Raw genomic sequence first — 26,061 nt, forward strand, 5'->3', positions numbered from 1 at the left:
GGATTTCGGGAACTGGAGCACCTTGTCGTAGAACTTCTCCGCGTTCGCGAGCTGATTTTGATTGAAGAAGTAGTCGGCGAACGACAGGTACGCATCGGGAATGTACTTCGAGTCGGGGTAGTCTTTGATCAGGCGGTAGAACACCTTGCGCGCCTGCTCGTGGTACTTGGCCGACTGCAGGGTGAAGGCGTAGTAGAACAACGCCTCGTCCATGCGGGGGTAATCCTTGAACTTCGGGTTGTCGGCGATCGCCTTGTAGACCTTGATCGACCGCAGCAGCCACTTCTTCTCGGCGTCGAAGTACTGCTTCTGCTTCCGTTTGAGCGCGGCCTTCTTCGCCGCCGACTTCGCGCGGTCGATTTTCGAGTACAGCTCCATTGCCTGGAACCGGAGGTAGCGCTGCTTTTGCGCATACAGCTCCGCGAGGCGGAACAGCAGGTCGGGGCGCTCGGGATCGTCAGCGTCCGTCTCCTGGATCAGCGCGATGTATTCCTTGATCTGTTCGTCGCGGATCGACTGGACCTTGGTCTCGATCTGCATGAACTGATCGGCCGTGATCTCCGGAACCTGCTCCTTCTTCTTCTCCTTGTCGCTCTTTTCGCGAGGCTGGAGCTTGGCGGTCCGCTCGGTAGCCTTCACCTTGACGCGGACCGACTTGCGTTTGTAGCGGCCGACCTGAGCGTTCGCCGCTAGCGGCAGGGCCAAGCTGACGGCAACTCCGATCGCGATCCCAACGTTCGCACGCATACTTCAACCTTTCCTTCGGCTGGTGGGCGAAGCTCGCCCGCTCACGGGCTCCCCGAAACGCACGGACGCGCGCGCGACCGGTCGCCGCTGCGCGCGTCCCCGAATGTGCTGGCTTTCGTCGTCATAACCTCGAGTGGGCAAGGCGAGGTCGCCGACGAATCGAGCTAGCTATTTGGCGCCCTTCTTCGGGCACTTGGACTGGATGCGGAACCGGTAGAAGCCCAGCTCGTCCTTCCAGTACTCGCCGTTAAATTTCCACATGAAGTGCTCGTCGTCAACGAGAATCGGCTCGGGCTTCGCATCGCCGGAGATCCGGGTACCGCGCGCCTCCGCCGAGATCTGGCCAGCGCGGGCGTTGAGCACCTCGATGCGGATCTTGCGGCCATCGCGCGACAGCTCGGTGAGTTCCTTGTTGAGCCGCTCGATACGCTCGCGCGATAGGCGTCCGGCGTCCGCCTCGGCAAGTGACTTCTGCACCGTGAGTTCCTGCAGCACCTCGGCGGCGATCGCCGTCGTGCGCCACGCCTTGTCGGCCTTCTCGAAGTCCTTGAGTTCCTTGTCCAATTCGTCGACCCACGCGTAGGTCTTCTTGAGCGTGCGGTCGCCGAGCACCGACGACACCAGCCGCTGGGTGGCCGGATCGAGCCCGGCCTTGCCGGCCAGGATCTTCTTCGCGTAGCCGTAGAACTCGGCGTTGTCCTCGTACTTAGACAAGATGTCCTTGAGGTTCTTGCGCAGCGGCCCGTACTGCGTGTTGTACTCGGCCACCGCCTCGAGCGCCCGGTCGTACAAACAGTACTTGTAGTAGATGACCGCCTTCAGAAGGATCGACTCGGGAAAGAACTCGTTTTCGAAGTACGGCGCGTTGAGCGTGTGAATGTTTCCGAGCGCCTTGGAGTTGATCTGTTTCATGAAGTAGGCCCAGCTGGCCTCGAACAGCGACTTGAGCCAGTCGGGTGACCGCTGGTCCAGCTTCTCGTAGTACTTGATCGACAGGTCGTACTGCTGCGTCGAGTAGAAGATGCGCGCCATCTGCAGGTTGGCCAGTTCCTCGAATTTCTCGATGTCGTCGGCCGAGTACTGCTTGGGGCGCTCCTGCGCGATCGCGAGGATCTCCTTGAATGCGTCGAGCGCGGGCTTGCCCTGGTACTTGCGGACGTAGGTGACCCCCTCGAAGAACTTGGCCTTGATGAAGAACGGGCTCTCGCGACTGACCTGGGTGAACAGCGAGATCGCCTGGTCGAAGTCGCCCTGACGATAGAAGTGGCGGCCGAGCAAGTAGTACAGCTCGTCCCGCACCGACTCCATGATCGGCTCGTCGAGGGCGCTCACGTCGTAGCTGCCGATTCGCTCGAGGATGCCGGACGTCTCCGGCAGCACGCGGGACAGCGCCGCCAGCCACTTGAGCGTGGCACCGTGGTAGCGGTGGGCCGCGCCCGCCTGGACGATCCGGTCGAAGTACGCGAGCGCCGCCGCGTAATATCCCATCTGGTACAGGGTCTTACCGACGAAGAACTCCGCGCGCTGTTTGTTCGCCGCGTCGTCTTCCGTCTCGCCGTTGACGACTTTGTAGAACTCGATCGACGCCGAGTAGTAGTCGCCCTTCTCGTACAGCTTGATCGCGCGCTGCAGCGTCTTGGACGGGGGCAGCCGCTGGCCGTCGTCGGCCTCGAAGGTCATCTCGTCGCCGTCTTGCCCATCTTGGGCGGCCGCCAGCCGCGGCGCCGCGACGGCGGACAGGGCGATCAACAGGGCGGTGAGCAGGTTCGTTCGTAGCATCGGCAACTCCTCGACTCGCGGGCGCGGCGACTTCGAACACGCGGCGAGGGGCATCTTCGTCTCGCGGCGCAGTCACTGTCAAGCGCGCGCCACGATCCCGCGCCGTCACTTCGCGCGCCGGCTGACAATGACCAACGGCGTCGGCATCTGCCCGCCGCCGCCCTTGACATCCGAGGGCGCCATCATATGATGGCGCCCGGGTTACGAGGAGTTGTGCGCATGCGACGCTCGAGACTGGCTGTGACAAGGGTTTTCGTCCGTGACCGTGGCGCCACGCCGGCTCGTAGCGGCGCGCACCGCGCGACGCGGTGGCTCGCGCTCGCGGCGCTTGCCGCGCTCGCGGCGTGCAGCGGCGAGCCGGTCGGACGAATCTGCTTCCTAGGCATCGACGCCGGCAACCCGCGACAAGCGGTCATCGCGTCGCCGGCGCTCGAATGTCCGTCGCGCACGTGTTTGCACCAGCCGCTGCAAGGGCAACTACCGGAAGGGTCGGAGTACGCCGACCTGTGCACCGCCGAGTGCGACTCGGACGGCGATTGCGAGAAGGTGCCCGAGTCGCCGTGCGTCAACGGGTTCACCTGCGCGGTCCCCGTCGTCGTCGGGCCGTTTTGCTGCCGCAAAATGTGCATCTGCAAGGACTACCTGATCATCCCGGACGGCGGCATTCCGCTGCCGAAGGCGTGCGACCCGAGCGACGAGGCGAACCGCTGCTGCAACCTGCCGGGGCGCGACAACCTGCCGGAGTGCGGCGGCGGCCAGTAGCGATGTCGCGGGCCGCCGTCCTCGCACGCGGTGGCCGCGACGTCACCATGTGCGCGCGAACGCGCGGTCGTCGGGGCGAAATGCGTCTTCGATGTGGACGACGACGTCGCCGGTGACGCCGACGACGTCGAACCGACACGCGGACGCCGGATGCCGCGTGAGATATGCCTCGGCGACCCGTGCGACCTGGTGCTGCTTGGCCGGGCCGATCGCATCGAGAGCGGTTCCCCAGCGGCCGGACGCGCGGCAGCGGACCTCCACGAACACCAGCGTGTCCCCATCGCGCGCGACGATGTCGATCTCTCCGGAGGGGAGGCGCACGTTGCGCGCGACGATGCGCAGCCCCTTGCGCCGCAGATAGCGGACCGCGACCCGCTCCGCGGCCCGTCCAGCGTCCAGCCGACGATCCCGCACCATGCTCCCCGCATACCGCGGGCGTGTGACATGATGCCGTCGAGCCGCCGCGCGACACGACTGGGCGGCTACACACGAGGAGCTCAGCCATGGCATGGAAGCTGTTCGCGTCCACCTTCGCCGCCATCTTCGTCGCCGAGATCGGCGACAAGACCCAGTTGGCCGCGTTCGCGCTCGCGGGCGGCACATCGTCGCGGTGGACCGTGTTCGCCGCCGCGTCGCTGGCGCTCGTCGCCACGACCGCGATCGCCGTGATCGCGGGCGCGGCGGTCGGCCGCTACGTGCCCGCGATCTGGCTGCGCCGCGGAGCCGGCGTCCTGTTCGTCGCCATGGGACTCGTGTTCTTGTGGACCGCGCCGCCGGCCGAACACCCCGACGAGCGGGCGCAGGCAGCCGACCGCCAGGCGGCCGCGCGCGGCGAATGACCGCCAGCCGCGACCGCCGCGCGGAGACGGCCCAATTCCGACGGCGGGCGCCGCGCGACGACCGCGGCGAGCCGATCGCTCATGTGCGCGGCGCTCTACAGTTGCATGTGCAACCAGACCGCGCCGTCGCCGGTCGGCGCTACTCCGAGTCCGCCGCGTCGCCGGCGGCCTGCGCCTCGGCAACGGCCTGCGCCTCGGCGGCGGCCTGCTCGGCAGCGGCTTCCGCCCGCGCTTCGGCCTCCGCCTGGGCCTTGGCCTTGGCGCGGTCGTACACCCGCTCGCGAATCCGCGCCGCCTTGCCGCGCAGCTCGCGCAGGTAGTAGAGCTTGGACCGCCGCACGCGACCGCGGGCGCGCACCTCGACCTTCTCGACGTTCGGCGAATAGAACGGGAAGATGCGCTCGACGCCGACGCCGTAGCTGATCTTGCGGACGGTAAACGATGCGCGCGCCCCCCCGCGGGTGCGCTTGATGCACACGCCCTCGAACGCCTGCAGGCGCGTCTTGTCGCCTTCCCGGATCTTGACCCACACCTTGATGGTGTCGCCGGGGCGGAAGTCCGGCAGCTTCTTGTCGCGCCGGTATTCCTTCTCGATATCCTGGATGACGGGGTGCGGAGCGGACATAGGGCGGTACTTCTACAGCATTTTCGGGCCGTCAGGGAGCCCTTTTTCCAAAGAAACGATCGAGGTAGACGCCGACTGCGGTCCGCACGGACAGGTGGCGGAATTCCGAGGGGCCGACGATCGGCGTAAGCACTTGATCTGACAACGAAAACACGGAGTCGGCGAGGCCGTGGCCCGTCCCGAACACGAGCGCGAGCGGCGCGTCGGGATCCGCCGGGACCGGCACGGGCACCGCATCGGGCCGCTCCCGGGCCGACGTCGCCACCACCCACGGGCGCCGCTTGCCGTGGCGGCGCGCGATGTCGGCCAGCGCGTCGTCCAGGCTCGCGACCGCCCGCACCGCCGCGAGCGCCACGCCGCGCTTGGCCTCGCGAGCTGCTCCGTCCTGCCAGTTCGCGATGACGCGCGCGACCATGTCCCGCTGCGCGGCGATCGGCGTGATCACGTAGTAGCCGGCGAGGCCGTACGTCGTCGCCGATCGCGCGATGTCGTGAATGTCGAGGTTCGTGATGGACGTCGTGATCGTGCGGCCGCCGGCATCCAGCACCGGGTGGTGGACGAGGCACACGTACGTCGCCCCGGCCCGCGCCGCGAGCCCGCGCAGCAACAAGTCGGGCCGCCGCGCCAGCGTGCGTTCCACCGCGCGCGCCCGCCGCCATGCCGCGATGGCCGCGTGGTTGCCGGATTGCAACACCTCGGGCACGCGCACACCGCGCACCTTTGCCGGCCGCGTGTAGTGCGGGTACTCGAGCAGCGGCTCGGAGAACGACTCCTCGTCGACGGACGACGCCTCGCCGAGCACGCCGGGCACGTAGCGCGACACCGCGTCGATGACGGCCATCGCCGCGGGCTCACCGCCGGACAGCACGAAGGCCCCGATCGACAGTTCCTCGTCGATCGCCGGCGCGATGCGGGCGTCGATGCCCTCGTAGCGGCCGCACACCAGCAAGATGTGGTCGAGCGCCGCGAGTTCGCGCACGCGGCGTTGCGACAGCGGTGCGCCTGCCGGCGACAGCAAGATGCGGTGTGCGCCGGGGGCCGACTCGATGGCAGCGAGCACCGGCGGCGCCATCATCACCATCCCGGGGCCGCCGCCATACGGCGCGTCGTCGACGGTGCGGTGCTTGTCGGTGGCGAATGCGCGCGGGTCGACGAACTCGACCTCGACGAGGCCGGCGGCGCGCGCCTTGCCGAGCAGCGATGCGTCGAGAAACGACGCGAACATGTCGGGAAACAGGGTGACGACCGTGAACTTCACCGGCGCACCTCGGGCAACCCCTCCGGCGGATCCACGACGACCCGGCGCCGGTCGAGGTCGATGTCGACGACGAGGGCGCCGCGGACGAGCGGCAGTTCGCGCTCGACGTCGCCGTCCCGTATGACGAGCCGATCCTGCGCGCCGGGGATGACCGCCTCGATGCGCCCCCACGGCGTGCCGTCGACCAGCTCGACGGCGCAACCGATGAGGTCGACCTCGAAGACCTCCCCCGGCGCCAGCGGCACGTCGGCGCGATCGACCGCGACCGCCGCCCCCTTGAGCGCCTCGGCGCGGTCGCGGTCGGCGACGCCGTCGACGGCGAGCAACACGGCCCCGCGCGTCCCGGCCCGCGCGCTCGCGACCGCATAGGGTTCGCCGTCGAGGTAGACGGTCGCGACGGCGTAGAGCGTTTCGCTTTCCGGGTTGTGCAGGTGGACGCGCAGCTCGCCCCGCACTCCGTGGGCGCGCGCGACGTAGCCGATGAGCAGGAGGCGGTCGTCGGCCATGACCCCGCCGGCGCGCTACTCGAGGATCTCGACGAGAATGCGCTTGCGCGACCGCGGCGCAGCGGCGCCGACGACCTGGCGGATGGCGCGCGCGGTCTTGCCGCCGCGGCCGATGACCTTGCCGAGGTCTTCGTCGGCGACCTCGATCTCGTAGACGTTCGCGTTGCGCTCCTCGACGAGCTCGACGCGGACTTCCTCCGGCCGGTCGACCAGCCCCTTGGCCAGGTAGCGGATGAGTTCGATCAGATCGGGGGCCGGCATCGGCGACGCGCGGGCCTACTCCGCAGCCGCGGCCTGCAGCTTGCGGGCGAGGTTGCGAACGGTGTCGGTCGGCTGGGCGCCGGTCGACAACCAGTAGCCGTAGCGTTCCTGGTCGAGGTGAACGACCTTGGCGCGCGGATCGTAATACCCGATCTGCTCGATGAACCGGCCGTCGCGCGGTTTGCGCCGGTCGGCCGCGACGATGCGGTAAAACGGCCTCTTCTTGGCGCCCTGGCGGGCCAATCGGATCGAGACTGCCATAGAGCGCGGCAACCTACACGCGACCGACGACCCTGTCAACACCCGAAATCTCCGCGCCGGGCGCGGCCGCACACGCAGCGCGCGGCCGCGGCGCCGTGCTATATCCGGGCCGTCGTGGTGATCGTCAGACGTGCGCTCGTCGCCTGCTGCGCCGCGGCCCTCGCCGCCTGCTCCGCGCGGCCCAAGACCGCGGGATCCGGCGACTCGGCCGGCCGTCTGACCGTGTTCGTCACCACGGAGGTCAAGGGCCAGACCGAGCCGTGCGGCTGTACGAGCGACCCGATGGGGGACCTCGCGCGCACCGCGGCGCTGATTGCAGGCGCACGGCGGGCCGGGCCGGTCGTGGTCGTGGACGGGGGATCGCTGCTATACGGCGAGGCGCGGGTGCGCCCGGACCGCGCCGTACAGGCCGAACGCAAGGCCGACCTCGTCGCGGAGGTCTACCGCGACCGGCTCGGCGCCGCCGCCATCGGGTTGGGCCCGTTCGACCTCGCGAGCGGCCCGGACGGGGTGCGCCTGCCGCGCCAGGCGGCCAACGCGCGCGGCGTCCGCACCGAGCCGCCGAAGGTGATCGACGCCGGCGGCGTCCGCGTCGGCGTGTTCGGGGTGGTCGACCCGGCGCGGGTGGCCAAGGCAGGTGTCGACGCTTCAGACCCGGTCGCCGCGGCGCGCGACGCGGTGCGGTCGCTGGCCGCCGACGGCGCGCAGGTGATCGTCGCGCTGCTCCACATGAGTCGCGCCGACGCGCGGTCGCTCGCCGCGGCGGTGCCCGGCATCCACCTGGCCGTCGTCGGCGCCGATGCGCCGGAGCCCGACCGCGTGTCGCCGGCGCCGGAGCGCGCGGGCGACGCGTGGCTGGTGCAGCCGGCCAACCGCGGCCAGGTCGTCTCCCGGATCGATCTCACGTGGCGCGGCCCCGGGCCGCTCGCCGACGCGATCGGCCCGGCGCGCGCGCGCGCCGAACTGGCCGAGCTCGACCGGCGCATCGCAGTGGTCGAGGCGGACGTCGCCAAGTTTGCCGCGGACCCGGCGGCGGACCCGACATTCGTCGCCGCCCAGCGGGCGGATCTCGCCGAGCTGCGCGCGCGCCGCGCCGCGCTGGCCGCGGAGCCGCTGCGGGTGCCCGCCGAGGGCAGCTACTTCGTGCTCGAGCAGATCCCGATCCGCAAGGCGCTCGCGTGCGACGCCGACGTGGTGGCGAAAAAGCGTGCGTATGACCTGGCGGTGGGCCGCGACAACCTGGCGCGCGCGCCGGCCGAACCGCCGCCCGTGCCGCCGGGCCAGGCGGGCTACGCCGGCATCGGCGAGTGCGCGTTCTGCCACGCCGACGCGGTGGCGTTTTGGCGCGGCACCGTCCACGCCAGGGCGTGGGAGACCCTCGAGCAGCTCGGCAAGCAGTACGACCTCGAGTGCGTGTACTGCCACGTGACCGGGTTCGACCGGCCGGGCGGCGCGACGCTCAAGACGCTGGCGAATCCGCCGGAGGGCGAGTCGCTGCGCGACGTCCAGTGCGAGGTGTGCCACGGGCCCGCGTCGCTGCACGTCGACGCCGACGGCAAGGAACGGCCGCGGTCGCTGGTGCGGGCGCCGCCGGTCGACACCTGCGTGACATGCCACAACGAGCTGCACTCGGATACGTTCGACTACGAGGCGTATTTGCGCGACGTCACCGGGCCCGGCCACGGCGAGGCGTTCCGCGCGCGGCTCGGCGACGGGCCGACCGGACGGCAACTTCGCCGCGCGGCGCTCGAGGCGGCGGGGGCTGCGATCGGCGAGGGATGCGACAAGTAGCGAACGCGGCGCGCGCAGTCTGCACCGGGGGCCGGCGACGGGCATGCCACGGGCGGCGACTGATTGTATCAGCAACCGTTGCGCTCGCGGTGGCCGCGGCGCCGGCGTGCGGCGGCGCCCAGGCCCACCCGCCGGCGCGGCGCGGCGCGGTGACGCGCGGACTGGCCGCGTGGTACGGGGCAAAGTTTCACGGGCGCCGGACCGCGTCCGGCGAGCGGTTCGACCGCCGCGCGCTCACCGCCGCCCACCGCACGTTGCCGTTCGGCACGCGCGTTCGAGTCACCAACCTCGCCAACGGCCGGTCGGTGATCGTGCGGATCAACGACCGCGGCCCGTACGGGCGGCGCAATCGCATCATCGACGTGTCGGAAGCGGCGGCGCGCCGCCTCGGGATGCTGCGGTCGGGGGTCGCGCGGGTCGAGATCGTCGTCGTCGAGCTCGGCGACGGACGCGGCGCCCGCCGCCGCGCGGGCAAGCGGCGATGATCGAGTTGGCCCACGTGACCGTGCGCTACGGCTCGGTGGAGGCGTTGTCGGACGTCACCGCAACGATCGAAGGGCGCGTCATCGGGTTGCTCGGTCCCAACGGCGCCGGCAAGTCCACGTTGCTGAAGGTGCTGCTCGGTCTCACGGAGTTCTCCGGCGACGCGCGCGTGTGGGACCTGTCGTGCCGCACCGACGCGCTGCGCATCCGCGACCGCATCGGCTACATGCCGGAGCGCGACTCGTACCTGGCCGACCTCAACGCCGTCGAGATGTGCGCGTACGCGGGCGAACTCGGCGGGTTGCCGCGACACGAGGCGATGCAGCGCGCGCACGAGGCGCTGTACTACGCAGGGCTCGAGGACAAGCGGTACCTGCCGGTGGCCGGTTACTCGACCGGGCTCAAGCAGCGGGTGAAGCTCGCGCAGGCGCTCGTGCACGATCCGAAGCTGCTGTTCCTCGACGAGCCGACCAACGGTCTCGACCCGCGGGCGCGCGACGAGATGCTCGCACTGATCGAGGATCTGCCCGCGCGGCGCGGCTGCACCGTCGTGCTGTCGACGCATCTTCTGGCCGACGTGGACCGCGTGTGCGACGCGGTCGCCATCCTGCAGTCCGGACACATCCGCTACTCGGGCTCGATCGCCGCTTTGCGATCGGGCGGCGGCGACGGCGTCTACGACGTGGGCGTCAAGCGCGATGCGCCCGCGCTGGCGCAGCGCCTCGCGGCCGCGGGCTGCCGCGTCGACGTGCGCGATCCGCTGCACCTGGAAGTGGCCCTCCCCGCGGGCGCCGACGCGCGGCTCGTGCTGCACCACGCGCGCGACGCCGGCGTACAGGTGCGACACATCGCGCCGCGCACGGTGTCGCTGGAGACCGCGTTTTTGCGCGAGATCGGAGCCGCACCGTGACGCCGTCGCGCGACGCCGCCGTCCACGACCTGAGCTATCGCCCCTACGAAGGCGTACGCCGGCCTCTGCACACGCGCTACCGGGCCATCGCCCGGAACCTCGTGGCGGTGAGCTGGCGCGGGTGGCTGCGACTGCGCGCGTGGGTGATCGCGGCGGTGATCGCCGTCGTCGTGTTCGGCGCGCTCACGTACGTGTTTTCGTTTCTCACGCAAAACCGCATCGTCGAACACGCGCTCGCGGGCAGCGGCACGCCGCTGCGCCTGACGGACTACCTGCTGCCGCTGTCCGTCGACGTGATGACGACGCTGGCGTTCGTCGTCGGCTTGACCGCGCTCGCGGGCGCCGTGGCCGACGACCTGCGCGCGGGCGCATTCGAGTTCTACTTCGCGCGGCCGATTCGCGCGCGCGACTACATCGCCGGGAAGCTGCTCGGCGGCGCGATCATGATCGGAGCGATCGCCCTGTGCGGCCCGGTCGTCGTCGCCCTCGTGCAGCTCGCGCTGTCGACCGACACCGCGCGCGCGGCGGCCGGCGTGGCGCGCGCGATCGCGGCGGGGGCGATCGCCACGGCGGCGTTCGCGGTGGTGCCGCTCGGCATCGGCGCACTCGGGTCGCGGCGGCGCTATACCGCGGCGGCGTGGGCGCTGCTGTATCTCGTCGCCGGTAACGTCGCGATCGGCATCGGCCACGCCGTCGGCGCCCCCGAAGTCGGCGCGTTGAGTCTCAAGCAGTCGGTGATGGCGCTCGCGTATGCGATCTTCGACGTCCGCATCGTGCGCGGCGACGACCTCCTGCCGCCGGAGTGGGCGGCGGTACTCGCGCTGATCGGATACGTCGGCGCGGCGCTCGGCGCGCTGAGCTGGCGCGTGCGCCGCGCGTACCGGCGGGGAGTGGCGACAGGATGACCGGCGTCGACTCCGCGGCAGCGATCGCCTTCGACCACTGCTCGAAGTGGTACGGGCAGGTGCTCGGCCTGTCGGACGTGTCCTGGTCGACCGGCGCCGGGGTCGTCGGCCTGCTCGGCCCCAACGGCGCTGGCAAGTCGACGTTCATCAAGCTCGTCGCCGGCCTGATGCGACCCTCGCGCGGACGCTGCACCGTGTTCGGACAACCGCCCGCGGCGTCGCGCGACGCCCGCGCGCGGATCGGCTACGCGCCGGAGCACGACCGCGCGTGGGACGAGCTGACTGCACTCGAGTTCGTCGCCGCGCTCGCCGAACTCGCCGGCGTGCCCCGGCGCGCCGCCCGCCGCCGCGCCGAGGACGCGCTCGCCAGCGTCGGCATGGCCGACGCGATGCACCGGCGCATCGCCGGCTTCTCCAAGGGCATGCGCCAGCGCACGAAGCTGGCCCAGGCGCTCGTCCACGATCCGGACCTGCTGCTGCTCGACGAGCCGCTCACCGGCGTGGACCCGCTCGCGCGGCGCGACCTGATCTCCCGCATCCGCGACCTCGGCGCCGCGGGCAAGACGGTCGTCGTGTCGAGCCACGTGTTGCCCGAGGTCCAGGCGATCACCGACACGGTGCTCGTGCTCCACCGCGGCCGCGTACTCGCCGAGGGCAACGTGATGCGCATTCGCGAATTGATCGACCGCCACCCGCATCGCATTCGGGTCGCGTGCGATCGGCCGCGCGAGTTGGCCGCCGCCGTCGTGCGCGCCGACCACGTCGTGCGGCTCTCGCTCGAGGACGGCGCGGTGGTCGTCGAGACGCGCGCGCCGGACGCCTGCTACGACCTGCTCGCCGACGCGATCTGCGAACTCGACATCGCGGTGACGGCGCTGTCGTCCCCCGACAACAATCTGGCGGCGGTGTTCGCGTACCTCACCGACGACCGGGGGGCAACGGCGTGACCGGACTGCAGGCTACCGTCTCCGTCGCGAAGCTGGCGCTGGCGCGCGCGCGCCGCGGGCGGCTGGCGTGGATCACGGCGGCGGTCCTGCTGGCGCCGGCCGGGCTCGCCGCCGCGATCGGCTCGCGGGATCGCGCGTGGGACGCGACGCTCGAGGCGTTGACCCTGCTCGTGGCGGTCGTGCCCGCCCTGTGGCTGGCCCCCGCGCTGGCGGAGGAAATCGAGGACGACATGGTGTCGTACCTGTGGTCGCGGCCGATCCCGCGCTGGTCGGTCGTCGCCGGCAAGTGGCTCGCGTTCGCCCCGTCCGTCGCCGCCGGCCTGGCGATCGCCACGGTCGCGGCACACTGGGCCGCGCTCGGCGCGATCGCGTCGGCGCAGCTGCCCGCCGCGGTGGCCGCGGTCGCCGTCGGGGCGGTCGCGGCGGCAGGCGCAGCCGCCGGCGTCGGCTCGATCGCGCCTCGCCACCCGACCACGGTGGCCATCGCATACCTGGCGCTGGTCGACCTGATCATCGGTCAGATTCCGTTTGCCATACAACAGTTGTCGGTGACGCACCACGTGCGGACGATCGCGCACGCGACCACCGCCGCGACGGCGGGCGCCAGCGCCGTGCGGGCGGTGGCGATCGCCGCCGCGTGGCTGGCGATCGCGGCGTTCCGCGCCGCGCGGGCCGAGCCCGGCGACCGGCGCTGACGGCGAGGCCGTCCCGCACGCCGCGGCAGGTCGCCTGCGCGCAGGCGGCTCCCGTGGCGCGGCCGCCGCGCACGCCGCGGCAGGGTCACCTGCGCGCCGGCGGATCCCGTGGCGCGGCCGCCGGATCCGCCCCGTCACCGCGGCCGGCCGGCGCGGTCGTGACGCGGCGCCGGCGCGCGCGGGCGGCCGACCCGTCGCGCGACCGCATCGGCGAGTTGGGTCCACCACGCGGCGCGATCCGGGTGGTCGAACACCGCCGCATCCAAGGCCGCCCGATCGGCGCGGCGCACCTCGTCGGCGATCGGACCGATCGGCCGGCGCGCGACCCGCTCGAGCGCCGTCGCCGCCGCCGGTGAGATGCGACGTGGGTCGACGACCGGCAGCGCGGCGGCTCCCGCGACCGTCCACTCGAGGGCGCCCTCGCCCATCGACGCGCGCCCGAGCGACTCGATCGCCAGCGCGGTCCACGTCGAGTTGAGCACCGCCGCCAGCCGCGCCGCGGGCACGCCCGGCTTCGGCCGCACGGCGTAGACGCGCTGATCGCAGGCGATCGGCTCGGCGCAGCGGTGCTGCACGAACCGGTCGTGGTACGCCTTGGTGAAGAACAGCCGCGCGCGCTGCACCCGCAGCGCCCACCACGGATCGCGCGCGCGCAGCGTCCGCCGTGTGGCCACCTCCCGGCGCGACGCGAGATAGCGGCGCGCGCCGGGCAGCCGCGCGGCGCGGGCCGGGTCGACCGCGACGGCGACGAGCGGCGTCGCGCGCGGGTCGACGTCGATCCGGTCGGCCGGCCGTTTGAGCAGCGGCACGAGCGCCTCGGGTTCGATGCCGAGCGCCGCCGCCCGCGCGCGCGGCAGGTAGAACACGTCGTTGGCGCCGGTCGTCGCGCCGCGCCGCACGTCCGCGACCTCGCCGAGCGCGATCAACCGATCGCCGGCCGCCGCCGTGAACGCAAACCATGCGTCGGGCGCGGTGAGCAGCGCCCGCCACGCGCGCGGATCGTCTCCGGCGCGCACGTCGGCCACCGTCGCGAGCGAGCCGAGCGGGACCGCGGCGCGGGCGGTCGGCACGCGCAGCCGCGCGAGCGCGGTCGAACGCGAGTCGCGCGCGCCGCGCTCGAGCACGACGATCACCGCGTTGACCGCCGCGTCGGCGAACCAGCGCTCGCGCGGCGCGTCGACGACCGCGCGCACCGCCGCGTGGCGGCGAACGAACGCCCACAGCGTGTCGCCGTAGTCGGCGTCGACCAGCGCCGACGACACGACGAGCGCGACGCGGCCGCCGTCGGGGCGCGCGAACCGCAGCGCGCGCATCACGCACGCGGCGGCGAGATCGCCGCGCCGGACGACTCGATCGAGCGCGGCCGCCGGAGCGTCCGGCCAGTCCGCGGCCAGCCGTGCGCGCACCCGCGCGCGCGCCGCCGCCGGGAGCCGCTCGGCGCGCACGTACGGCGGGTTGCCGGCGACGACGTCGAACGGCGCGGGCGGCCGCGCGAACAGGTCGCCGGCGATCACGCGGGCGCCCGGCACGCGCGCGCGCGCGACCGCCGCGTGTGCCGGATCGAGTTCGATGCCGACGACCTGCGACGCGCCGGCGCGGCGTGCGCCGGCGAGAAACGCCCCGTCGCCGCAGGCCGGGTCGAGCACCCGCGCGCCGGGGCCGGCACCGGCGAGCGCGAGCGCGAGGTCGACGACGGCGGGCGGCGTGAACCACTGGCCGAGGTCGCGACGGCGGCGGGCGGCGGGCGCGGGCACGGCGTCATTATCGCGCCCGGCACCCACGCCGGGCCGGCACCGGCCGGCGATCTACGGTAGAGTCCGGGGCGATGCCGATGCTCAAACCGGGCGACAAGGCCCCCGACTTCCAAGTCACCGCGCACGACGGCTCGACCGTGCGCCTGTCCGACTGCGCGGGCAAGCGCGTCCTGTTGTGGTTCTACCCGAAAGCCGACACCCCCGGTTGAACGATCGAGGGCAAGGGATTCCGGGACCGAATCCGCGAGTTCGACAGCAAGAACACGGTCGTCTACGGCGTGTCGTTCGACACGGTCGACGAAAACCGCGCGTTCGCCGAAAAGTTTTCGTTTCCGTTTCTGCTGCTGTGCGACACGGACCGCACCATCGGCCTGGCCTATGGCGCCGCCGACGCGCCGGACGCGGGCTACGCGAAGCGCATCTCGTACCTCATCGGCCCCGACGGGACGATCGAACGGGTGTACGAGTCGGTCGACGTGAACGCACATCCGGCCCAGGTGCTCGCCGACATCGGATAGGAGCGCCACGGCGCACAGGCGCGCCGGCGGAAGTGCCACGGGCGAGGGTCGGCGCACGCTCGCAGCGCACGAGGGCGCATATGAACGTGCGGTACCGGAAGGCGCGAGGGCGTACACCGGCGATCGCCGTCCGATCGCGGCCGCAGCCAGTGGCTAGGCGCAACGTCCGGCGAGTCGTTCGCCTACCGCGGCGCCGGCGGGTGCGCGCTCGGCTGCGCCTGCGCGATAGGCCGGCAGCCAGATCGTGAATCGCGCGCCGCCGCCGTCGCGGTTGGCGGCGTGTAGCGTCCCGCCGGCGCGCTCGATCAACTGCCGCGAGATCCACAAGCCGAGCCCAGTCCCCTCGCCGGGAGGCTTCGTCGTGAAAAACGGCTCGAACAGATGGTCCATCGCGCCGGCCGCGATGCCCGGCCCGTCGTCGTCGACGTCGATCTCGACGCCGCCGCCTGCGGGGGCCGCGCGGACGACGATCGCGCCGGTGCGGCCGTCCATCGCGGCGCGCGCGTTGAGGATCAAGTTGACGAGGACTTGTGCCAGTTCGCCGGGATAGCCGGCGACACAGTCGACGCCGGCGGCGAGATCGACGCGAACCGAGGGTCCGGCGCGCAGCGCGGGCGCCGTCGTCTCGATCGCATCGTCGACCGCGGCCGCGACGGACACCGGGCCCGGCGGCCCCGGATCGCGCCGGCTCGCGCGGGACAGTCGCGCGGCGATGCGCCGGATGCGCTCGATCGACCGCTCGAGCGCTGCGACGTCCTCTCGCTCGTCGTCGCGCGCGCGGTGCAACAACAACGCGGCGCTCGCCGACACGACCATCAACGCGTTGTTGATCTCGTGCGCGATGCTCGACGCCATCACGCCCACGGTCGCGAGTTGTTCCTGATGGGCCAACGCGCGCACCATCTCGACCCGCTGCCGCGCGTGGCGCCGCTCGGACCACAGGAGCCACGCAGCCGCGCCAGCGACCAGCAGGATCGCGACCGCGGCGATCGCGCCGAGCCGGTGCGCGGCCGCCGTCACCGGGGCGGCGAGCGCCGCGTCGCTCGCCGCGGCGACGACCGACCACGCGCCGCCCGTCCCCGGCACGGCGGCGACGGCGCGGGTCGCGGCGCCGTCGCGCGGCGGAGCGGGTCGCGCGCCGGCGGCGTACAACACGGCGCCATCCGGGCCGACGACCCACGCGCCGCTGTCGTCGCCCGCGTCGCCCTCGCCGCGCAAGTCGGCGAGCGCGGCGGCGGCCAGGGCCGCGGCGTCGATGTTGACCGACAGCCGCAGGCCCGACGCCAGCGGCGTGTCGAACGTGAGGTCGCCGCCGTGGCGGAGACATGCGTCGCACACGCCGTAGCCGCCGCCGTGCGCGGCGACCCGGTGCCGGTGGCCGGCGTGCGCCGCGGCCGCCGCGGCCGGGGCGAGGTCGTCGGTCGCGAGCACCCGCCCCCGCCCGTCGTGCACCAGCAGGTGAATGCCGGCGGCGCGATCGTCGTCGGTGAGCCACGCGGCCAGCCGCGCGTGCAGCGCGGCCGGGTCGGTCGTGGCATCGACCTCCGCCGCCGCGCGGGCCGTCGGGTCGCCGAACCGGTGCCGGACGTCCGCGAGCGTCGCACCGATGCGCGCCGCCGCCTGGCGAGCGAGGCGCGCTCGGTCGCGCGCGGCGAACTGGCGGGCGACCGCCGCCGTGTGGTGTGCGCCGGCGGCCGCGACGGCCGCGGCCGCGAGCGCGGCCGCGGCGAGCAGAGCGACCGGCAACGACAGACGGCGGAGTTGCGACGGCGCTGCGACCACAGCCGCACGCGATGCAAGCGCGCTGCCAGGCAAACCCCTCGATACGGCCGCGTGGCCGCTGCCCGCCGCCGGCGCCTGCGTTTCCAACTTGGTGCGGAGGGGATTCCAAGTCGGCTGTGCGCGGATGTGCGCCCGATCAGACGCTGGCGGCGATGCAGGCCTCGAACAGGTCCGGGTCGACGTTTCCGCCGGTGACGACGATCGCCGTCGCCCCCGCCGGCGCCGCGGCGACCGCGCCGGAGCGCACGGCAGCGACGGCGACGGCGCCGGTCGGCTCGACGATCTGGCCGAGGCGGCGGTAACACCACGCGACCGCGGCGCGGATGGCCTCCTCCGACACGAGCCCGATCTCCGCCACCCCGTCGCGCACCGCCGCGAACGTGCGCTCGCACACCGCCCCCTCGCACCCCTCGGCGATCGTCGGCGCCCCCCGGTAGTGCGTGAGCGCGCGCCCCTGTCGCAGCGACTCGTACATCGCGCAGTTCGCGCGCGGCTGCGCGCCGGCGACGTCGATGCCGCGCGGGCGCAGCCGCCGGACGAGGCCGGCGATCAAGCCGCCGCCGCCGACGGGAGCGATCACGCGCGCGAGATCGGGGATCTGGGCGACGAGTTCGTCGGCGAGACCGCCGCCGTTGCCCTCGATGACGTCGTCGTCGTCGAACGGGGAGACGAAGGCCGCCCCCGTCGCGCGTGCGGCGGCGCGCGCCGCGGCTTCCGCGGCGTCGTAGCCGGCGCCCTCGACGACGACTCGCGCGCCGAGCCGCGCGATCGCGTCGCGCTTGACCGCCGGGGTGGTCTCCGGGACGTACACGGTCACGGCCGCGCCGACGTGGCGCGCCGCGTAGGCGAGCCCCTGGCCGTGGTTGCCCGCCGACGCGGCCACGACGCCGCGCGCGCGCACCTCCGCCGGCATCGCCCGGAGCTTGCGCCACGCGCCGCGCGCCTTGAACGAGCCGGTGACCTGGAGGTTTTCCAGCTTGAAGTACAGCGCCCCGCGGGCGACGACCGGCGTCTGCCGAAGCACGCACCGACGGTAGCACGCCGCGCGCCGACGGCCGCGCGGCACGATAGCCGATCACACGGCCGCACGATCGCGGATCACAGGATCGACGCGGCCAGATCGTAGTCCGCCGAATCGGTCACGCGCGCGCGTACGAGGTCGCCCGGCTGTGCGGTGCCGTCGGTGAGATAGACGCAGCCATCCACCTCCGGCGCCTGCCCCTGCCAGCGTCCCTGCAGCAGCAGGTCGGTCTCGTCGGACAGCCCGTCGACCAGCACGTCGATCTCGCGCCCGACCATGGCGCGCAGTTTCGCGGCGCTGATGTCGCGTTGGATCGCGAGCAGTGCGTCCCGTCGCTGTTCGGCGACGCGGCGCGGGACCCGCCCGGGCAGCAGCGCCGACACCGTGCCCTGCTCGCGGCAGAACGGAAACACGCCGACGTGGTCGAACTCCACCTCGCGCACGAACGCGCACAGCGCGTCGAATGCCGCGTCGGTCTCGCCCGGATGGCCGGTGATGAACGTCGTGCGCAACACGACGCCGGGAATCCGCGCCCGCAGCCGGTCGACCAGCTCGCGGGCCGCTTTGCCGCCGTGCCCGCGGCGCATCTTCTTGAGCACGCCGTCGTCGATGTGCTGCAGCGGCACGTCCACGTACTTGGCGACGTTCGGCTCGTCGGCGATCGCGTCGATCAGCTCGTCCGTGAATGCCGTCGGGTAGGTGTAATGCAACCGCACCCAGCGCACGCCGTCGACGCGCGCCACCGCGCGCACGAGCTGCGCAAGCGTCGGCCGTTCCGGCCGATCGACCCCGTAGCGGGTGAGGTCCTGCGCGACGAGATTGATCTCCCGCGCGCCGGCGGCGGCGAGCCGGGCGACCTCGGCGACGACCGAGTCGACCGCGCGGCTGCGCTGCGGGCCGCGAAGCTGCGGGATGATGCAGAACGCGCACGGGCGGTCGCATCCCTCGGCGATCTTGACGTACACGGAATGGACCGGGCCCGACGGCAACCGCGGCGTGGTGTGGTCGTACAGATACTCGGGCGTGTCGGCGACCTGCAGCCGGCGGGCGTCGCGGCCGTCCAGCACGTCGGCGATGTGCGCGAAATCGCCCGACCCGAGGATGTGGTCGACCTCGGGCAACTCGGCCGCGAGTTCGTCCGGGTGCCGCTGGGTCAGGCAGCCGGTGACCACCAGCTTGCGGCAGCTGCCGGCCCGCTTGTACTCGGCCAGCTCGAGGATTGTGTCGACGCTCTCCTCGGCGGCCGGTCCGATGAACCCGCACGTGTTGACGACGATGACCTCGGCTCGCTCGGGGTCATCGACGATCTGATAGCCGGCCCGGTCCACCGCGCCGAGCATGACCTCGGTGTCGACCCGGTTCTTGGGGCAGCCGAGCGACACCATGTAGACACTGCGGGTCACGAACCCGCCATGCTGGACAACCGGCGAGGCGCTGTCAACGCAAATCGGCGCGCCGCCCAGGCCATCGCGATCGGCCGCCGGCCGGCCTCGGCGCGCGGTCGGTCTACAATGAAGCCATGGCCCCGCCGCGATCGCCGCTGCTGCCCGCCCTCGGCGATCCGCTGGTCGACCTGCTCGACGCGGCGGGCGTCGGCATCTCGATCACCGTGGACCGCGGCGATCGGCTCGAACGCCTCTACGTCAACCGCGCGGCCGCCGACCTGCTCGGCTACGGGGTCGACGAAGTGGCCGACATGCCGCCGATGCTGCCGGTCGCCGCCGACGAGCGCGACCGCGTCGCGTTCATCGCGCGGCGCGCGCGGGACACCGGCGCGGCCCCCGCGCCGCTGACCACCGCGCTCGTCGCCCGCGACGGCCGCCGCATACCGGTCGAGCTGACGTTCGCGCGCACCGAGTACCGCGGCTTGCCCGCGACGATCGCGTTCATCCGCGACGTGACGGACCGAGCGGCGATCGCCGCGGCGCTGCGAGAGTCGGAGCACCGGTTCCGCTCGCTCGCCGACGAGGCGCCCGACTCCATCACCGTGGCCGCGGATGGCCGATTCGTGTACGCAAACCGGGCTGCGGCGGCGGCGCTCGGCTACGACGAGCCGGATGAATTGATCGGCAAACCCGTGGCCGCCATCGTCCCGTCCGACGAGCTGCCGCGCATGCGCGAACGCATGGCGCGAGCGCTCGCCGGCGAGCGACTCGGGCCGAGCGAGTACACCGGGATCCGCAAGGACGGCGGCCGCATGACGATGGAAATCTCGTCGGTGCGCGTCGCGTGGGACGGACGCCCGGCACTGCTCGGCGTCGGACGCGACGTGAGCGATCGCCGCCGGCGCCAGGAGGAGATCATCCGCGCCAGCCAGCTTGCCGCCGTCGGCCAGCTCGCCGCCGGCGTCGCCCACGAGATCAACAACCCGCTCACCTTCGTGCTGCTGAACCTCGAGCGCATCCGCCGCGAACTCGCCGCCAGCCCGCTGTCGCACTTGCAGCAGCACGTCGAAGACGTGATCGACGGAGCCGAGCGCATCCGCGCCGTCGTCGGCGACCTGCTGTCGTTTGCCCGCGCGCCCGCCGCCGGGCGCACCCCGGCGCCCGTCGATGTGGTCGCCGTGGTGGACTCGGCGCTGCGGCTCGCGGGCCACGCGCTGCGCCGGTGCGCCCGCGTCGAGCGCACCGTCGCCGCCGTGCCGCCGGTGCCGATCGACCGCGCTCGCCTCGGGCAAGTCGTGCTCAACGTGCTCCTCAACGCAGCCGACGCGCTCGACGGCCGCGATCCGGATAGCGGTCACATCGCGGTGCGTGTCACCGAAGCGCCGCCCGGCGCGGTCGAGATCGCGATCTCCGACAACGGGCCTGGCGTCGCCGAATCCGACGTCGACCGGGTGTTCGAGCCGTTTTTCACGACCAAGCCGGCCGGCCGGGGCACGGGCCTCGGGCTCGCGATCTGCCGCACGATCGTCGAGGCGGCCGGCGGTTCGATCGCGCTGGACTCGCATCCGGGGACCGGCACGACGGTCCGCATTCGTCTCCCGACCGCGCGCGAACCGAAGTCGGGTGCCGGCCGCTGACGGCGCCGCTACTTCGACGGACACGGAGGATCGCCGGACAGCGCCGGCACGGAATCCTCCGGTACGACCGCGCGGAACACGGCGCCGCGCCCGCTCAGCGGCGCGGCCCGACCGAATGCCGCCAGCACCGCGAACCCGGCCAGACCGACGCCGCCGCACCAGTACAGCGCCGCGGCGGGCCCGTAGGACGCCGCGATCGGCAGGAATACGGCGCCGATCATGAACGAGCGCTTCGCGATGCTCTCGATGGACAGCACGGTCGCGCGGTGATCGGAACTGGCGATCTGCCGGTTGAGCAGCGGCTTGACCAGCGGCGAGTACAGGCCGGTCGCGATCGCTTGCACGAGCAACAACATCATCACCCACTCGCTGCGAACCTGGCCGAGCAACAGGAAGCTGCCGGCCAGCGCGATCAACACGCCCCACACGAGCACGTCCTCGCCGTACTGGCGGCGCAGCGCGTCGGCCTGGTGAGCGACGAACGACGCCACCGCATAGACGCCGGCGAAAATGAACCCCACCTCCGCGTAGCCGAACGACTGGGCCTTCAGCAGCGGCTGGTAAAGGTACGCGATCGCCTTGAGCAGCGCGAACACCACAGCCGCATAGCCGATCACCCACAGCAGCGCCCGATTGCTGCGCGCGGCGCGCAACGACTCGCGCATATGGCGGAAGTAGGCGCGCGCCTCCTCGCGCGCCGGCCGCAGCGGCCGCGACACGATCGCGGCGCGCTCGCCGTCCATCAGCAACGCGACCCCGAACGCGGCTGCCGACACGGCGGCCGTCGCCAGATACGGCAGCGCAAGGTCGATCTCCGCGAGCACACCCCCCGCCGCAAACGCCAGCGTCTGGCCGGCGAAGTGCCACGCGGACGCGCGCCCCTCGTGGTGCGCGTATTCGTCCGCGCGACCGTTGTCGACGAGCAAGTCGAACAGGTAGGCCGAATCCGCGCCCGAGCACAGAGACATCGAGGTCGCCGCCAGCACCTCCGCGATGGCGAACGCAGCGAAGCCGTGCGCGAAGTACGCCGTGACGCACGCCGCGACCATCGCGAGTGTCCCCGCCATCATGGAGCGGCGCCGGCCAATGCGGTCGGCGAACGCGCCCGTCGGGATTTCGACGAGGATGACGACGCCGCAGTAGATCGCGCCGAGAATGGAAATCTCGCTCCACTGTAGCCCGCGCGACTCGAAGAAGTAGACGAAGATCGGCACCCACAGGTACGAGGTCGCCAGCAGCCGGAACAGGTAGAACAGGCGAAGGTCGCGAGCCATCAGCGCAGCTCCGCCGGCCGCTCGTCGGCGGTCAAGATCAAGATCGCCTCGGCGGCGGTGATCCGGCCCACGTCGTCGCCGTCGACCAGCGCGCGCGCCAGCGGCGCGAGGTCGACCTGCGCGTCCAACCGCCGAAGGGCGATCGCGGCGTCCACCCGCAGCGCGCTCGCGCCGAGCTGCTCGACCAGCGCGTCAACCGCGCGGGTGTCCCCGAGCGCAGCCAGCGCGTGGGCCGCGCCGACGCGGTCGCCCGCGGTGAGGATGTCGGCCAGCGCGTCGCGCGCCTCGTCGTAGCCGGCGGCGCCGAGGGCCACTGCCGCGCGCGTGCGCGCAACGCGCGCCGAACCCGCGAGGGCTTCGCGCAGCACCGCGAGCCCGGCGTCGTCGCCGAGCAGCGCGAGCGCCGCGGCGGCCCCGAGCCGGTGCGTGCGCACGCGCAGCATCGCGCGCAGCGCGGTGCGGCCGGCGTCGTTGCCGAGCCGCGCGAGCGATCGCGCGGCGTCGAGGCGCACGTCGCGGCTCGGATCGCGCAACGCCGCCTCGAGCGCCGCTACGCCGCGCGCGTCGCCGGACCGGGCGAGCACGTACGCGACGCGCAGGCGCGCGGCCGGGCTCGGCTCCTCGTCGAGCCGCCGGCCGAGCGCGGCGAGCGCGTCCGGATCGCGCACGCGGGCGAGCGCGAGCGCGGCGTCGCGCGCCAGCCGAGGCGACGGCGACCGCATCAGCTCGCGCAGCGCGCCGACGGCGGCGTCGCGCAACACCGCCGGATCGACGCGCGCGTCCGCGGCCGGCGGCGGGGCGGGCTCCGGCGCCGGCGCCGGCGCGACGGGCGCATCCGTCGCGGCGGTCGCATCCGTCGGAGACGACGGCGACACCGCGTCGACGATCGCGATCGCCATGCCCCCGACGCAGACCGCCCCGGCGATCGCGAGCGCGCGGCGCTTGTTTCCGCGCCGGCCGGCCGCCGGCGACGCCGCACCGCGCTCCTCCGCGTCGATGCGCGCCTGCGCGCGCTCGTCCCACGTGTGCCCGCGCCCGACGACCGGGGCCGACACCGGTGACGCGGGCTCGTCGTCCCACAAGTCGTCGACGTCGCGCGGCGAATCGGCGACCCGCGCGACGGCCTCGTCGGCGCGCTCGTACCACGCCACGCTCATCGCGGTCTCCTCGGCGCGCGCCGGCGTGTTTTCGGCGCGCACCTCGATCGGCGGTGCGCGATCGGCGTCCGCGGCCGCGTCGCCGTCGGCGCAGGCCGCCGGTGCGCCGTCGGCACAGGCTGCCGAGCAGTACGTGTACACGTGCCCGCCTCGCACCCGCGCGACCGGCGCACGCGCGGGATCGATCGGACGCTGGCAGGTGGGACAGACGGCGGTCACGGGAACACCAACACGTTGTCGGCGCCGTGGCGCGCGATCAGGTCGTCGATGTAACGCAGCGCGTAGTCGCGCCGCGCCATCAGCGCCGCGACCTCGCTGTCGTCGAGCAACTCGTGAAACGGCCCCGGATCGTCGGCGAGCGCGGCGCGCACCGCCTCCTCGTCGAGCGCGCGCAACGCCGCCACCAGCGACCGCGAAAACTTCTGCACCTTCATCAGGTAGGAGCGGACCTTTTCCGCCCCGGCGGGCTGCCGCCCAAACGACAAGGTGTTGTCCATGTAGTACAAAAACGACCCGTCCGGCGACGAGCGGACGTTGCCGCCGCTCCACCGATCGAGATTGTTGATCAGAAAGTCGAACACCACCATGTCGCTGATCTGCGCGACGAGCCGCGCCTCCCGGTACGGCACCGGCTCGCCGATGGTCAGATAGCGGTGCCAGGTCACGACGCCGTCGACGCTGTCGACCGGGTAGCCGTCGATCCTCGGCTTGGCGATGCGCGGGATCCACCAGGACAGCTCGCCGACCACCCAGCCGTCGTTCTGGATCATCTCCGCTCGCAGCCGCGGCGCAATGTAGGCGCTGTCCGGTTCCAGGTGCGACAGAATGTCGTCGACGCGGAACATGCGACCGATCGCCGGCGCCACGGTACTCAACCCGAGCAGCCGGTTGATCCGGTACGCCGCCACCTCGCGGCGCGGCACGGTCTGCCAGTTGGTCTGGCGCGGCTTGAACGCGGCGCGCGCGCCGTTGTCGAAGTCGATCCGCAGCGAGATCGACGACCCGCCGAGGTTGAACGCCACGCGGTCGATCTCGCCGGTGCGCAACGGCGCGAGCAGCTGGTCGTCCGCCACGCCGCGAAACAGGCCGAGCGCGCGGCGGACCGGGCCGAGGCTCGGCCGCTCCGGCCAGCGGATTTCGACCCGCTCGGCCGGAGCCGCGGGCGCGCGGCCGGCATGCGCCCAGCGGCCCCGAAGCTCGCGCACGCCGGCGGTCCCCGCCAGCGCGAGGCCGGCGGCGAGCGAGACCCCGACGGCGAGCTCGACGGCCACACAGCTCCCGAGGCGCACGCCGTCAGGGTATCACGCGGCGCGCGACGCCTCCAAATTCCGACACAAGCAAAACAGCAACAGTTTCAACGCGTTAAGCCGATGCGCGCGGCGCTGTCGGAGGGGAATGCTACGCTCCCTGCGTCGCCCGCCATGCCGACGCTCAAAGACTCCATGTGTTGCATGTGCAAGGCGCCGCTTCCCGCGGGCGCGGCCTACGTGCGCTGTTCGGTGGCGTCGTGCAACTCGGGCCGCTTCAAGCTGCGGTTCTGCAGCGTCGCATGCTGGGAAGCCCACCTGCCGACCGCCCGCCACCGCAACGCCGACTACGTCCGCGTCGACCCGACCGAGGCCAACTCCGGCTGACGCCCGGCCGGCGCGCCGCGCCGTGTCGCCGCGACTCGGCCGCCGTCAGGGACGCGGAGCCGCCAACAGGGGCTCGACCTGGTCGGCGAGCCAGCCGTCGAGGTCGACGGCCGCCCCGCGGTGAACCGCGACGACCACGCCGCGCCGGTCGATGACGACCAGGTGCGGGATGGTCGTCACCCGGAAGGCGTCGGCGACCGCGCCATCGTCGCTGAGCACGGGGAACGTGACGCCGAGGCGCCGCGCCGCGGCCAGCGCGGCCGCGCGGCCAGCGCGGCCCTCGATGTTGACCGACAGCACGCGGAAGCCATCGCCGCGAAGGCGCCGCCAGGCCCGCTCGATCGCCGGCATCGCGCGAATGCACGGCCCGCACCAGGACGCCCAGAAGTCCACGAGCACGACATCGCCGCGGGCGTCGGCCAGCGACACGCGACCGCCGCCGTCGGCACGCGGCAGCGAAAACAGCGGCGCCATGTCTCCCGGGGCGACCGGCCGCATCGCGTGCCAGTTGCGCGCGACGTCCACCGCGCCGAACGCGGCGGTCGCGAGCGCCAGCGCGATCGCCGCCCGGCCCGCCCACCGCGCGCGGCGGCCCGGATCAGCCACGGGCGTCCCCCCGCGCGCGAGCGACGCGAATCGCGAGCGCCACCGCGCCCCCGCCCCACGCGAGCGCCGCGACTCCGGCGACGTCCGTCGCCGCCCGCGACAGCGACCCGCCCGCCAGCGCGGCGGCGAAGCCGGCGACGAGCCGGACGAATGCGAACGGCACGTAGGCGACCGCGGCGAGGTCGAAGTCGCGGCCGACCGCGCGGCGCCGCCCCGCCGCGATGGTCACGACGCCGCCGGCAATGAACAAGAACGCCAGATCCCACCCGATCGCCCGCCCGACGACCCCGGCGGCCGCGACCACACCGGCCAAGGCCGAGTCGACCGCGCCGATCCAGGCCGCCGCCACGAGCGCGCGGACGTGCAGCGCGAACGCCGACGCCAGCAGCACGGCGGTGGCGTCCGACGACGCGCGCCCGGCGTGGGCGGGATCGTCGGCGGCCGACAGTGCCGCCGTCGGGGCGGCGAGCGCCGCGCCGATCCGCTCGGCGAACGAGGTCGGGCACCAGATCATCGTTCCGCGG

General features: G+C 72.9%; 29 protein-coding genes. 12 read left to right on the plus strand and 17 right to left on the minus strand.

Annotation, left to right across the window (positions count from 1 at the left end; genetic code table 11):
- Both D6689_01355 and D6689_01360 read right to left on the minus strand, forming a co-directional pair.
- Positions 1-747 (minus strand): hypothetical protein (locus D6689_01355; GenBank protein ID RMH44790.1); only part of this gene is annotated, 747 nt, incomplete at its 3' end.
- 168 nt (positions 748-915) lie between these two features.
- Complete coding sequence (locus tag D6689_01360) at positions 916-2,580, minus strand: hypothetical protein (GenBank protein RMH44791.1); 1,665 nt, start codon at positions 2,578-2,580, stop codon at positions 916-918.
- Positions 2,581-2,766: 186 nt separating this feature from the next.
- Here D6689_01360 and D6689_01365 point away from each other — a divergent pair, with 186 nt between their 5' ends.
- A complete protein-coding gene (locus tag D6689_01365) occupies positions 2,767-3,288 on the plus strand; it encodes a hypothetical protein (GenBank protein ID RMH44792.1) in 522 nt (173 codons plus the stop codon).
- 42 nt (positions 3,289-3,330) lie between these two features.
- On the opposite strand, the gene D6689_01370 is transcribed toward D6689_01365, so the two are convergent.
- The gene (locus D6689_01370; protein RMH44793.1) at positions 3,331-3,705 is read right to left on the minus strand and encodes a YraN family protein; all 375 of its coding nucleotides are present in this window, start codon (positions 3,703-3,705) and stop codon (positions 3,331-3,333) included.
- 86 nt (positions 3,706-3,791) lie between these two features.
- On the opposite strand from D6689_01370, the gene D6689_01375 reads away from it, so the two are divergent.
- Positions 3,792-4,127 (plus strand): TMEM165/GDT1 family protein, encoded by a 336-nt coding sequence (locus D6689_01375; GenBank protein ID RMH44794.1) that lies wholly within the window; start codon positions 3,792-3,794, stop codon positions 4,125-4,127.
- A 139-nt stretch (positions 4,128-4,266) separates the two neighbouring features.
- On the opposite strand, the gene D6689_01380 is transcribed toward D6689_01375, so the two are convergent.
- The 5 genes from D6689_01380 to D6689_01400 are packed head-to-tail and all read right to left on the minus strand — an operon-like array spanning position 4,267 to position 7,038.
- Entirely contained in the window at positions 4,267-4,752 is a 486-nt protein-coding gene (locus D6689_01380; GenBank protein RMH44795.1) for a 50S ribosomal protein L19, read from the minus strand.
- 31 nt (positions 4,753-4,783) lie between these two features.
- Positions 4,784-6,010: a tRNA (guanosine(37)-N1)-methyltransferase TrmD gene (gene trmD / locus D6689_01385; GenBank protein ID RMH44796.1), complete on the minus strand. Its 1,227-nt coding sequence runs from the start codon at positions 6,008-6,010 to the stop codon at positions 4,784-4,786.
- Positions 6,007-6,516 (minus strand): 16S rRNA processing protein RimM, encoded by a 510-nt coding sequence (gene rimM / locus D6689_01390; protein ID RMH44797.1) that lies wholly within the window; start codon positions 6,514-6,516, stop codon positions 6,007-6,009. The genes trmD and rimM overlap by 4 nt, the downstream gene beginning before the upstream one ends.
- A 15-nt stretch (positions 6,517-6,531) precedes the next feature.
- Positions 6,532-6,777, minus strand: coding sequence for a KH domain-containing protein (locus D6689_01395; protein RMH44798.1), 246 nt, complete (start codon positions 6,775-6,777; stop codon positions 6,532-6,534).
- Positions 6,778-6,792: 15 nt separating this feature from the next.
- Positions 6,793-7,038, minus strand: a complete 246-nt coding sequence (locus D6689_01400) for a 30S ribosomal protein S16 (GenBank protein RMH44799.1) — start codon at positions 7,036-7,038, stop codon at positions 6,793-6,795.
- A 114-nt stretch (positions 7,039-7,152) separates the two neighbouring features.
- Here D6689_01400 and D6689_01405 point away from each other — a divergent pair, with 114 nt between their 5' ends.
- The 6 genes from D6689_01405 to D6689_01430 are packed head-to-tail and all read left to right on the plus strand — an operon-like array spanning position 7,153 to position 12,769.
- On the plus strand, positions 7,153-8,829 hold the full coding sequence (locus tag D6689_01405) for a hypothetical protein (protein ID RMH44800.1): 1,677 nt from the start codon (positions 7,153-7,155) through the stop codon (positions 8,827-8,829).
- Positions 8,817-9,314, plus strand: coding sequence for a septal ring lytic transglycosylase RlpA family protein (locus D6689_01410; protein RMH44801.1), 498 nt, complete (start codon positions 8,817-8,819; stop codon positions 9,312-9,314). The genes D6689_01405 and D6689_01410 overlap by 13 nt, the downstream gene beginning before the upstream one ends.
- Entirely contained in the window at positions 9,311-10,222 is a 912-nt protein-coding gene (locus tag D6689_01415; protein ID RMH44802.1) for an ABC transporter ATP-binding protein, read from the plus strand. The genes D6689_01410 and D6689_01415 overlap by 4 nt, the downstream gene beginning before the upstream one ends.
- The gene (locus tag D6689_01420) at positions 10,219-11,127 is read left to right on the plus strand and encodes a hypothetical protein (protein RMH44803.1); all 909 of its coding nucleotides are present in this window, start codon (positions 10,219-10,221) and stop codon (positions 11,125-11,127) included. The genes D6689_01415 and D6689_01420 overlap by 4 nt, the downstream gene beginning before the upstream one ends.
- Positions 11,124-12,074, plus strand: coding sequence for an ABC transporter ATP-binding protein (locus D6689_01425; protein RMH44804.1), 951 nt, complete (start codon positions 11,124-11,126; stop codon positions 12,072-12,074). The genes D6689_01420 and D6689_01425 overlap by 4 nt, the downstream gene beginning before the upstream one ends.
- Positions 12,071-12,769 (plus strand): hypothetical protein, encoded by a 699-nt coding sequence (locus D6689_01430; protein RMH44805.1) that lies wholly within the window; start codon positions 12,071-12,073, stop codon positions 12,767-12,769. The genes D6689_01425 and D6689_01430 overlap by 4 nt, the downstream gene beginning before the upstream one ends.
- Positions 12,770-12,903: 134 nt before the next feature.
- Here the strand turns inward: D6689_01430 and D6689_01435 are convergent, their stop codons facing one another.
- Positions 12,904-14,574: a hypothetical protein gene (locus D6689_01435; GenBank protein ID RMH44806.1), complete on the minus strand. Its 1,671-nt coding sequence runs from the start codon at positions 14,572-14,574 to the stop codon at positions 12,904-12,906.
- 20 nt (positions 14,575-14,594) lie between these two features.
- Between D6689_01435 and D6689_01440 the strand changes: the two genes are divergently transcribed.
- Positions 14,595-14,732, plus strand: coding sequence for a hypothetical protein (locus D6689_01440; protein ID RMH44807.1), 138 nt, complete (start codon positions 14,595-14,597; stop codon positions 14,730-14,732).
- A gap of 3 nt (positions 14,733-14,735) precedes the next feature.
- Complete coding sequence (locus tag D6689_01445) at positions 14,736-15,041, plus strand: peroxiredoxin (GenBank protein RMH44808.1); 306 nt, start codon at positions 14,736-14,738, stop codon at positions 15,039-15,041.
- 153 nt (positions 15,042-15,194) lie between these two features.
- Here D6689_01445 and D6689_01450 read toward each other — a convergent pair whose 3' ends face one another.
- From D6689_01450 to rimO, 3 genes are all read right to left on the minus strand, one after another.
- On the minus strand, positions 15,195-16,823 hold the full coding sequence (locus D6689_01450; GenBank protein ID RMH44809.1) for a sensor histidine kinase: 1,629 nt from the start codon (positions 16,821-16,823) through the stop codon (positions 15,195-15,197).
- Between the two features lie 136 nt (positions 16,824-16,959).
- A complete protein-coding gene (locus tag D6689_01455) occupies positions 16,960-17,892 on the minus strand; it encodes a pyridoxal-phosphate dependent enzyme (GenBank protein RMH44810.1) in 933 nt (310 codons plus the stop codon).
- A gap of 29 nt (positions 17,893-17,921) precedes the next feature.
- Complete coding sequence (gene rimO, locus D6689_01460) at positions 17,922-19,229, minus strand: 30S ribosomal protein S12 methylthiotransferase RimO (GenBank protein ID RMH44811.1); 1,308 nt, start codon at positions 19,227-19,229, stop codon at positions 17,922-17,924.
- Positions 19,230-19,363: 134 nt separating this feature from the next.
- Between rimO and D6689_01465 the strand changes: the two genes are divergently transcribed.
- Positions 19,364-20,866 (plus strand): PAS domain S-box protein, encoded by a 1,503-nt coding sequence (locus D6689_01465; protein ID RMH44812.1) that lies wholly within the window; start codon positions 19,364-19,366, stop codon positions 20,864-20,866.
- A gap of 8 nt (positions 20,867-20,874) precedes the next feature.
- Here D6689_01465 and D6689_01470 read toward each other — a convergent pair whose 3' ends face one another.
- The 3 genes from D6689_01470 to D6689_01480 are packed head-to-tail and all read right to left on the minus strand — an operon-like array spanning position 20,875 to position 24,568.
- A complete protein-coding gene (locus D6689_01470; protein RMH44813.1) occupies positions 20,875-22,140 on the minus strand; it encodes an MFS transporter in 1,266 nt (421 codons plus the stop codon).
- Positions 22,140-23,516, minus strand: a complete 1,377-nt coding sequence (locus D6689_01475) for a HEAT repeat domain-containing protein (GenBank protein ID RMH44814.1) — start codon at positions 23,514-23,516, stop codon at positions 22,140-22,142. The genes D6689_01470 and D6689_01475 overlap by 1 nt, the downstream gene beginning before the upstream one ends.
- Entirely contained in the window at positions 23,513-24,568 is a 1,056-nt protein-coding gene (locus D6689_01480; GenBank protein ID RMH44815.1) for a hypothetical protein, read from the minus strand. Before D6689_01480 ends, D6689_01475 begins: the two co-directional genes overlap by 4 nt.
- 150 nt (positions 24,569-24,718) lie before the next feature.
- Between D6689_01480 and D6689_01485 the strand changes: the two genes are divergently transcribed.
- A complete protein-coding gene (locus tag D6689_01485) occupies positions 24,719-24,931 on the plus strand; it encodes a hypothetical protein (protein ID RMH44816.1) in 213 nt (70 codons plus the stop codon).
- Between the two features lie 45 nt (positions 24,932-24,976).
- On the opposite strand, the gene D6689_01490 is transcribed toward D6689_01485, so the two are convergent.
- Both D6689_01490 and D6689_01495 read right to left on the minus strand, forming a co-directional pair.
- Entirely contained in the window at positions 24,977-25,537 is a 561-nt protein-coding gene (locus D6689_01490; GenBank protein RMH44817.1) for a TlpA family protein disulfide reductase, read from the minus strand.
- A complete protein-coding gene (locus D6689_01495) occupies positions 25,530-26,051 on the minus strand; it encodes a hypothetical protein (protein ID RMH44818.1) in 522 nt (173 codons plus the stop codon). The genes D6689_01490 and D6689_01495 overlap by 8 nt, the downstream gene beginning before the upstream one ends.
- Between the last annotated feature and the right edge of the window lie 10 nt (positions 26,052-26,061).

It is taken from the genome of Deltaproteobacteria bacterium, from assembly GCA_003696105.1.
Lineage (GTDB): Bacteria > Myxococcota_A > Polyangia > Haliangiales > J016 > J016.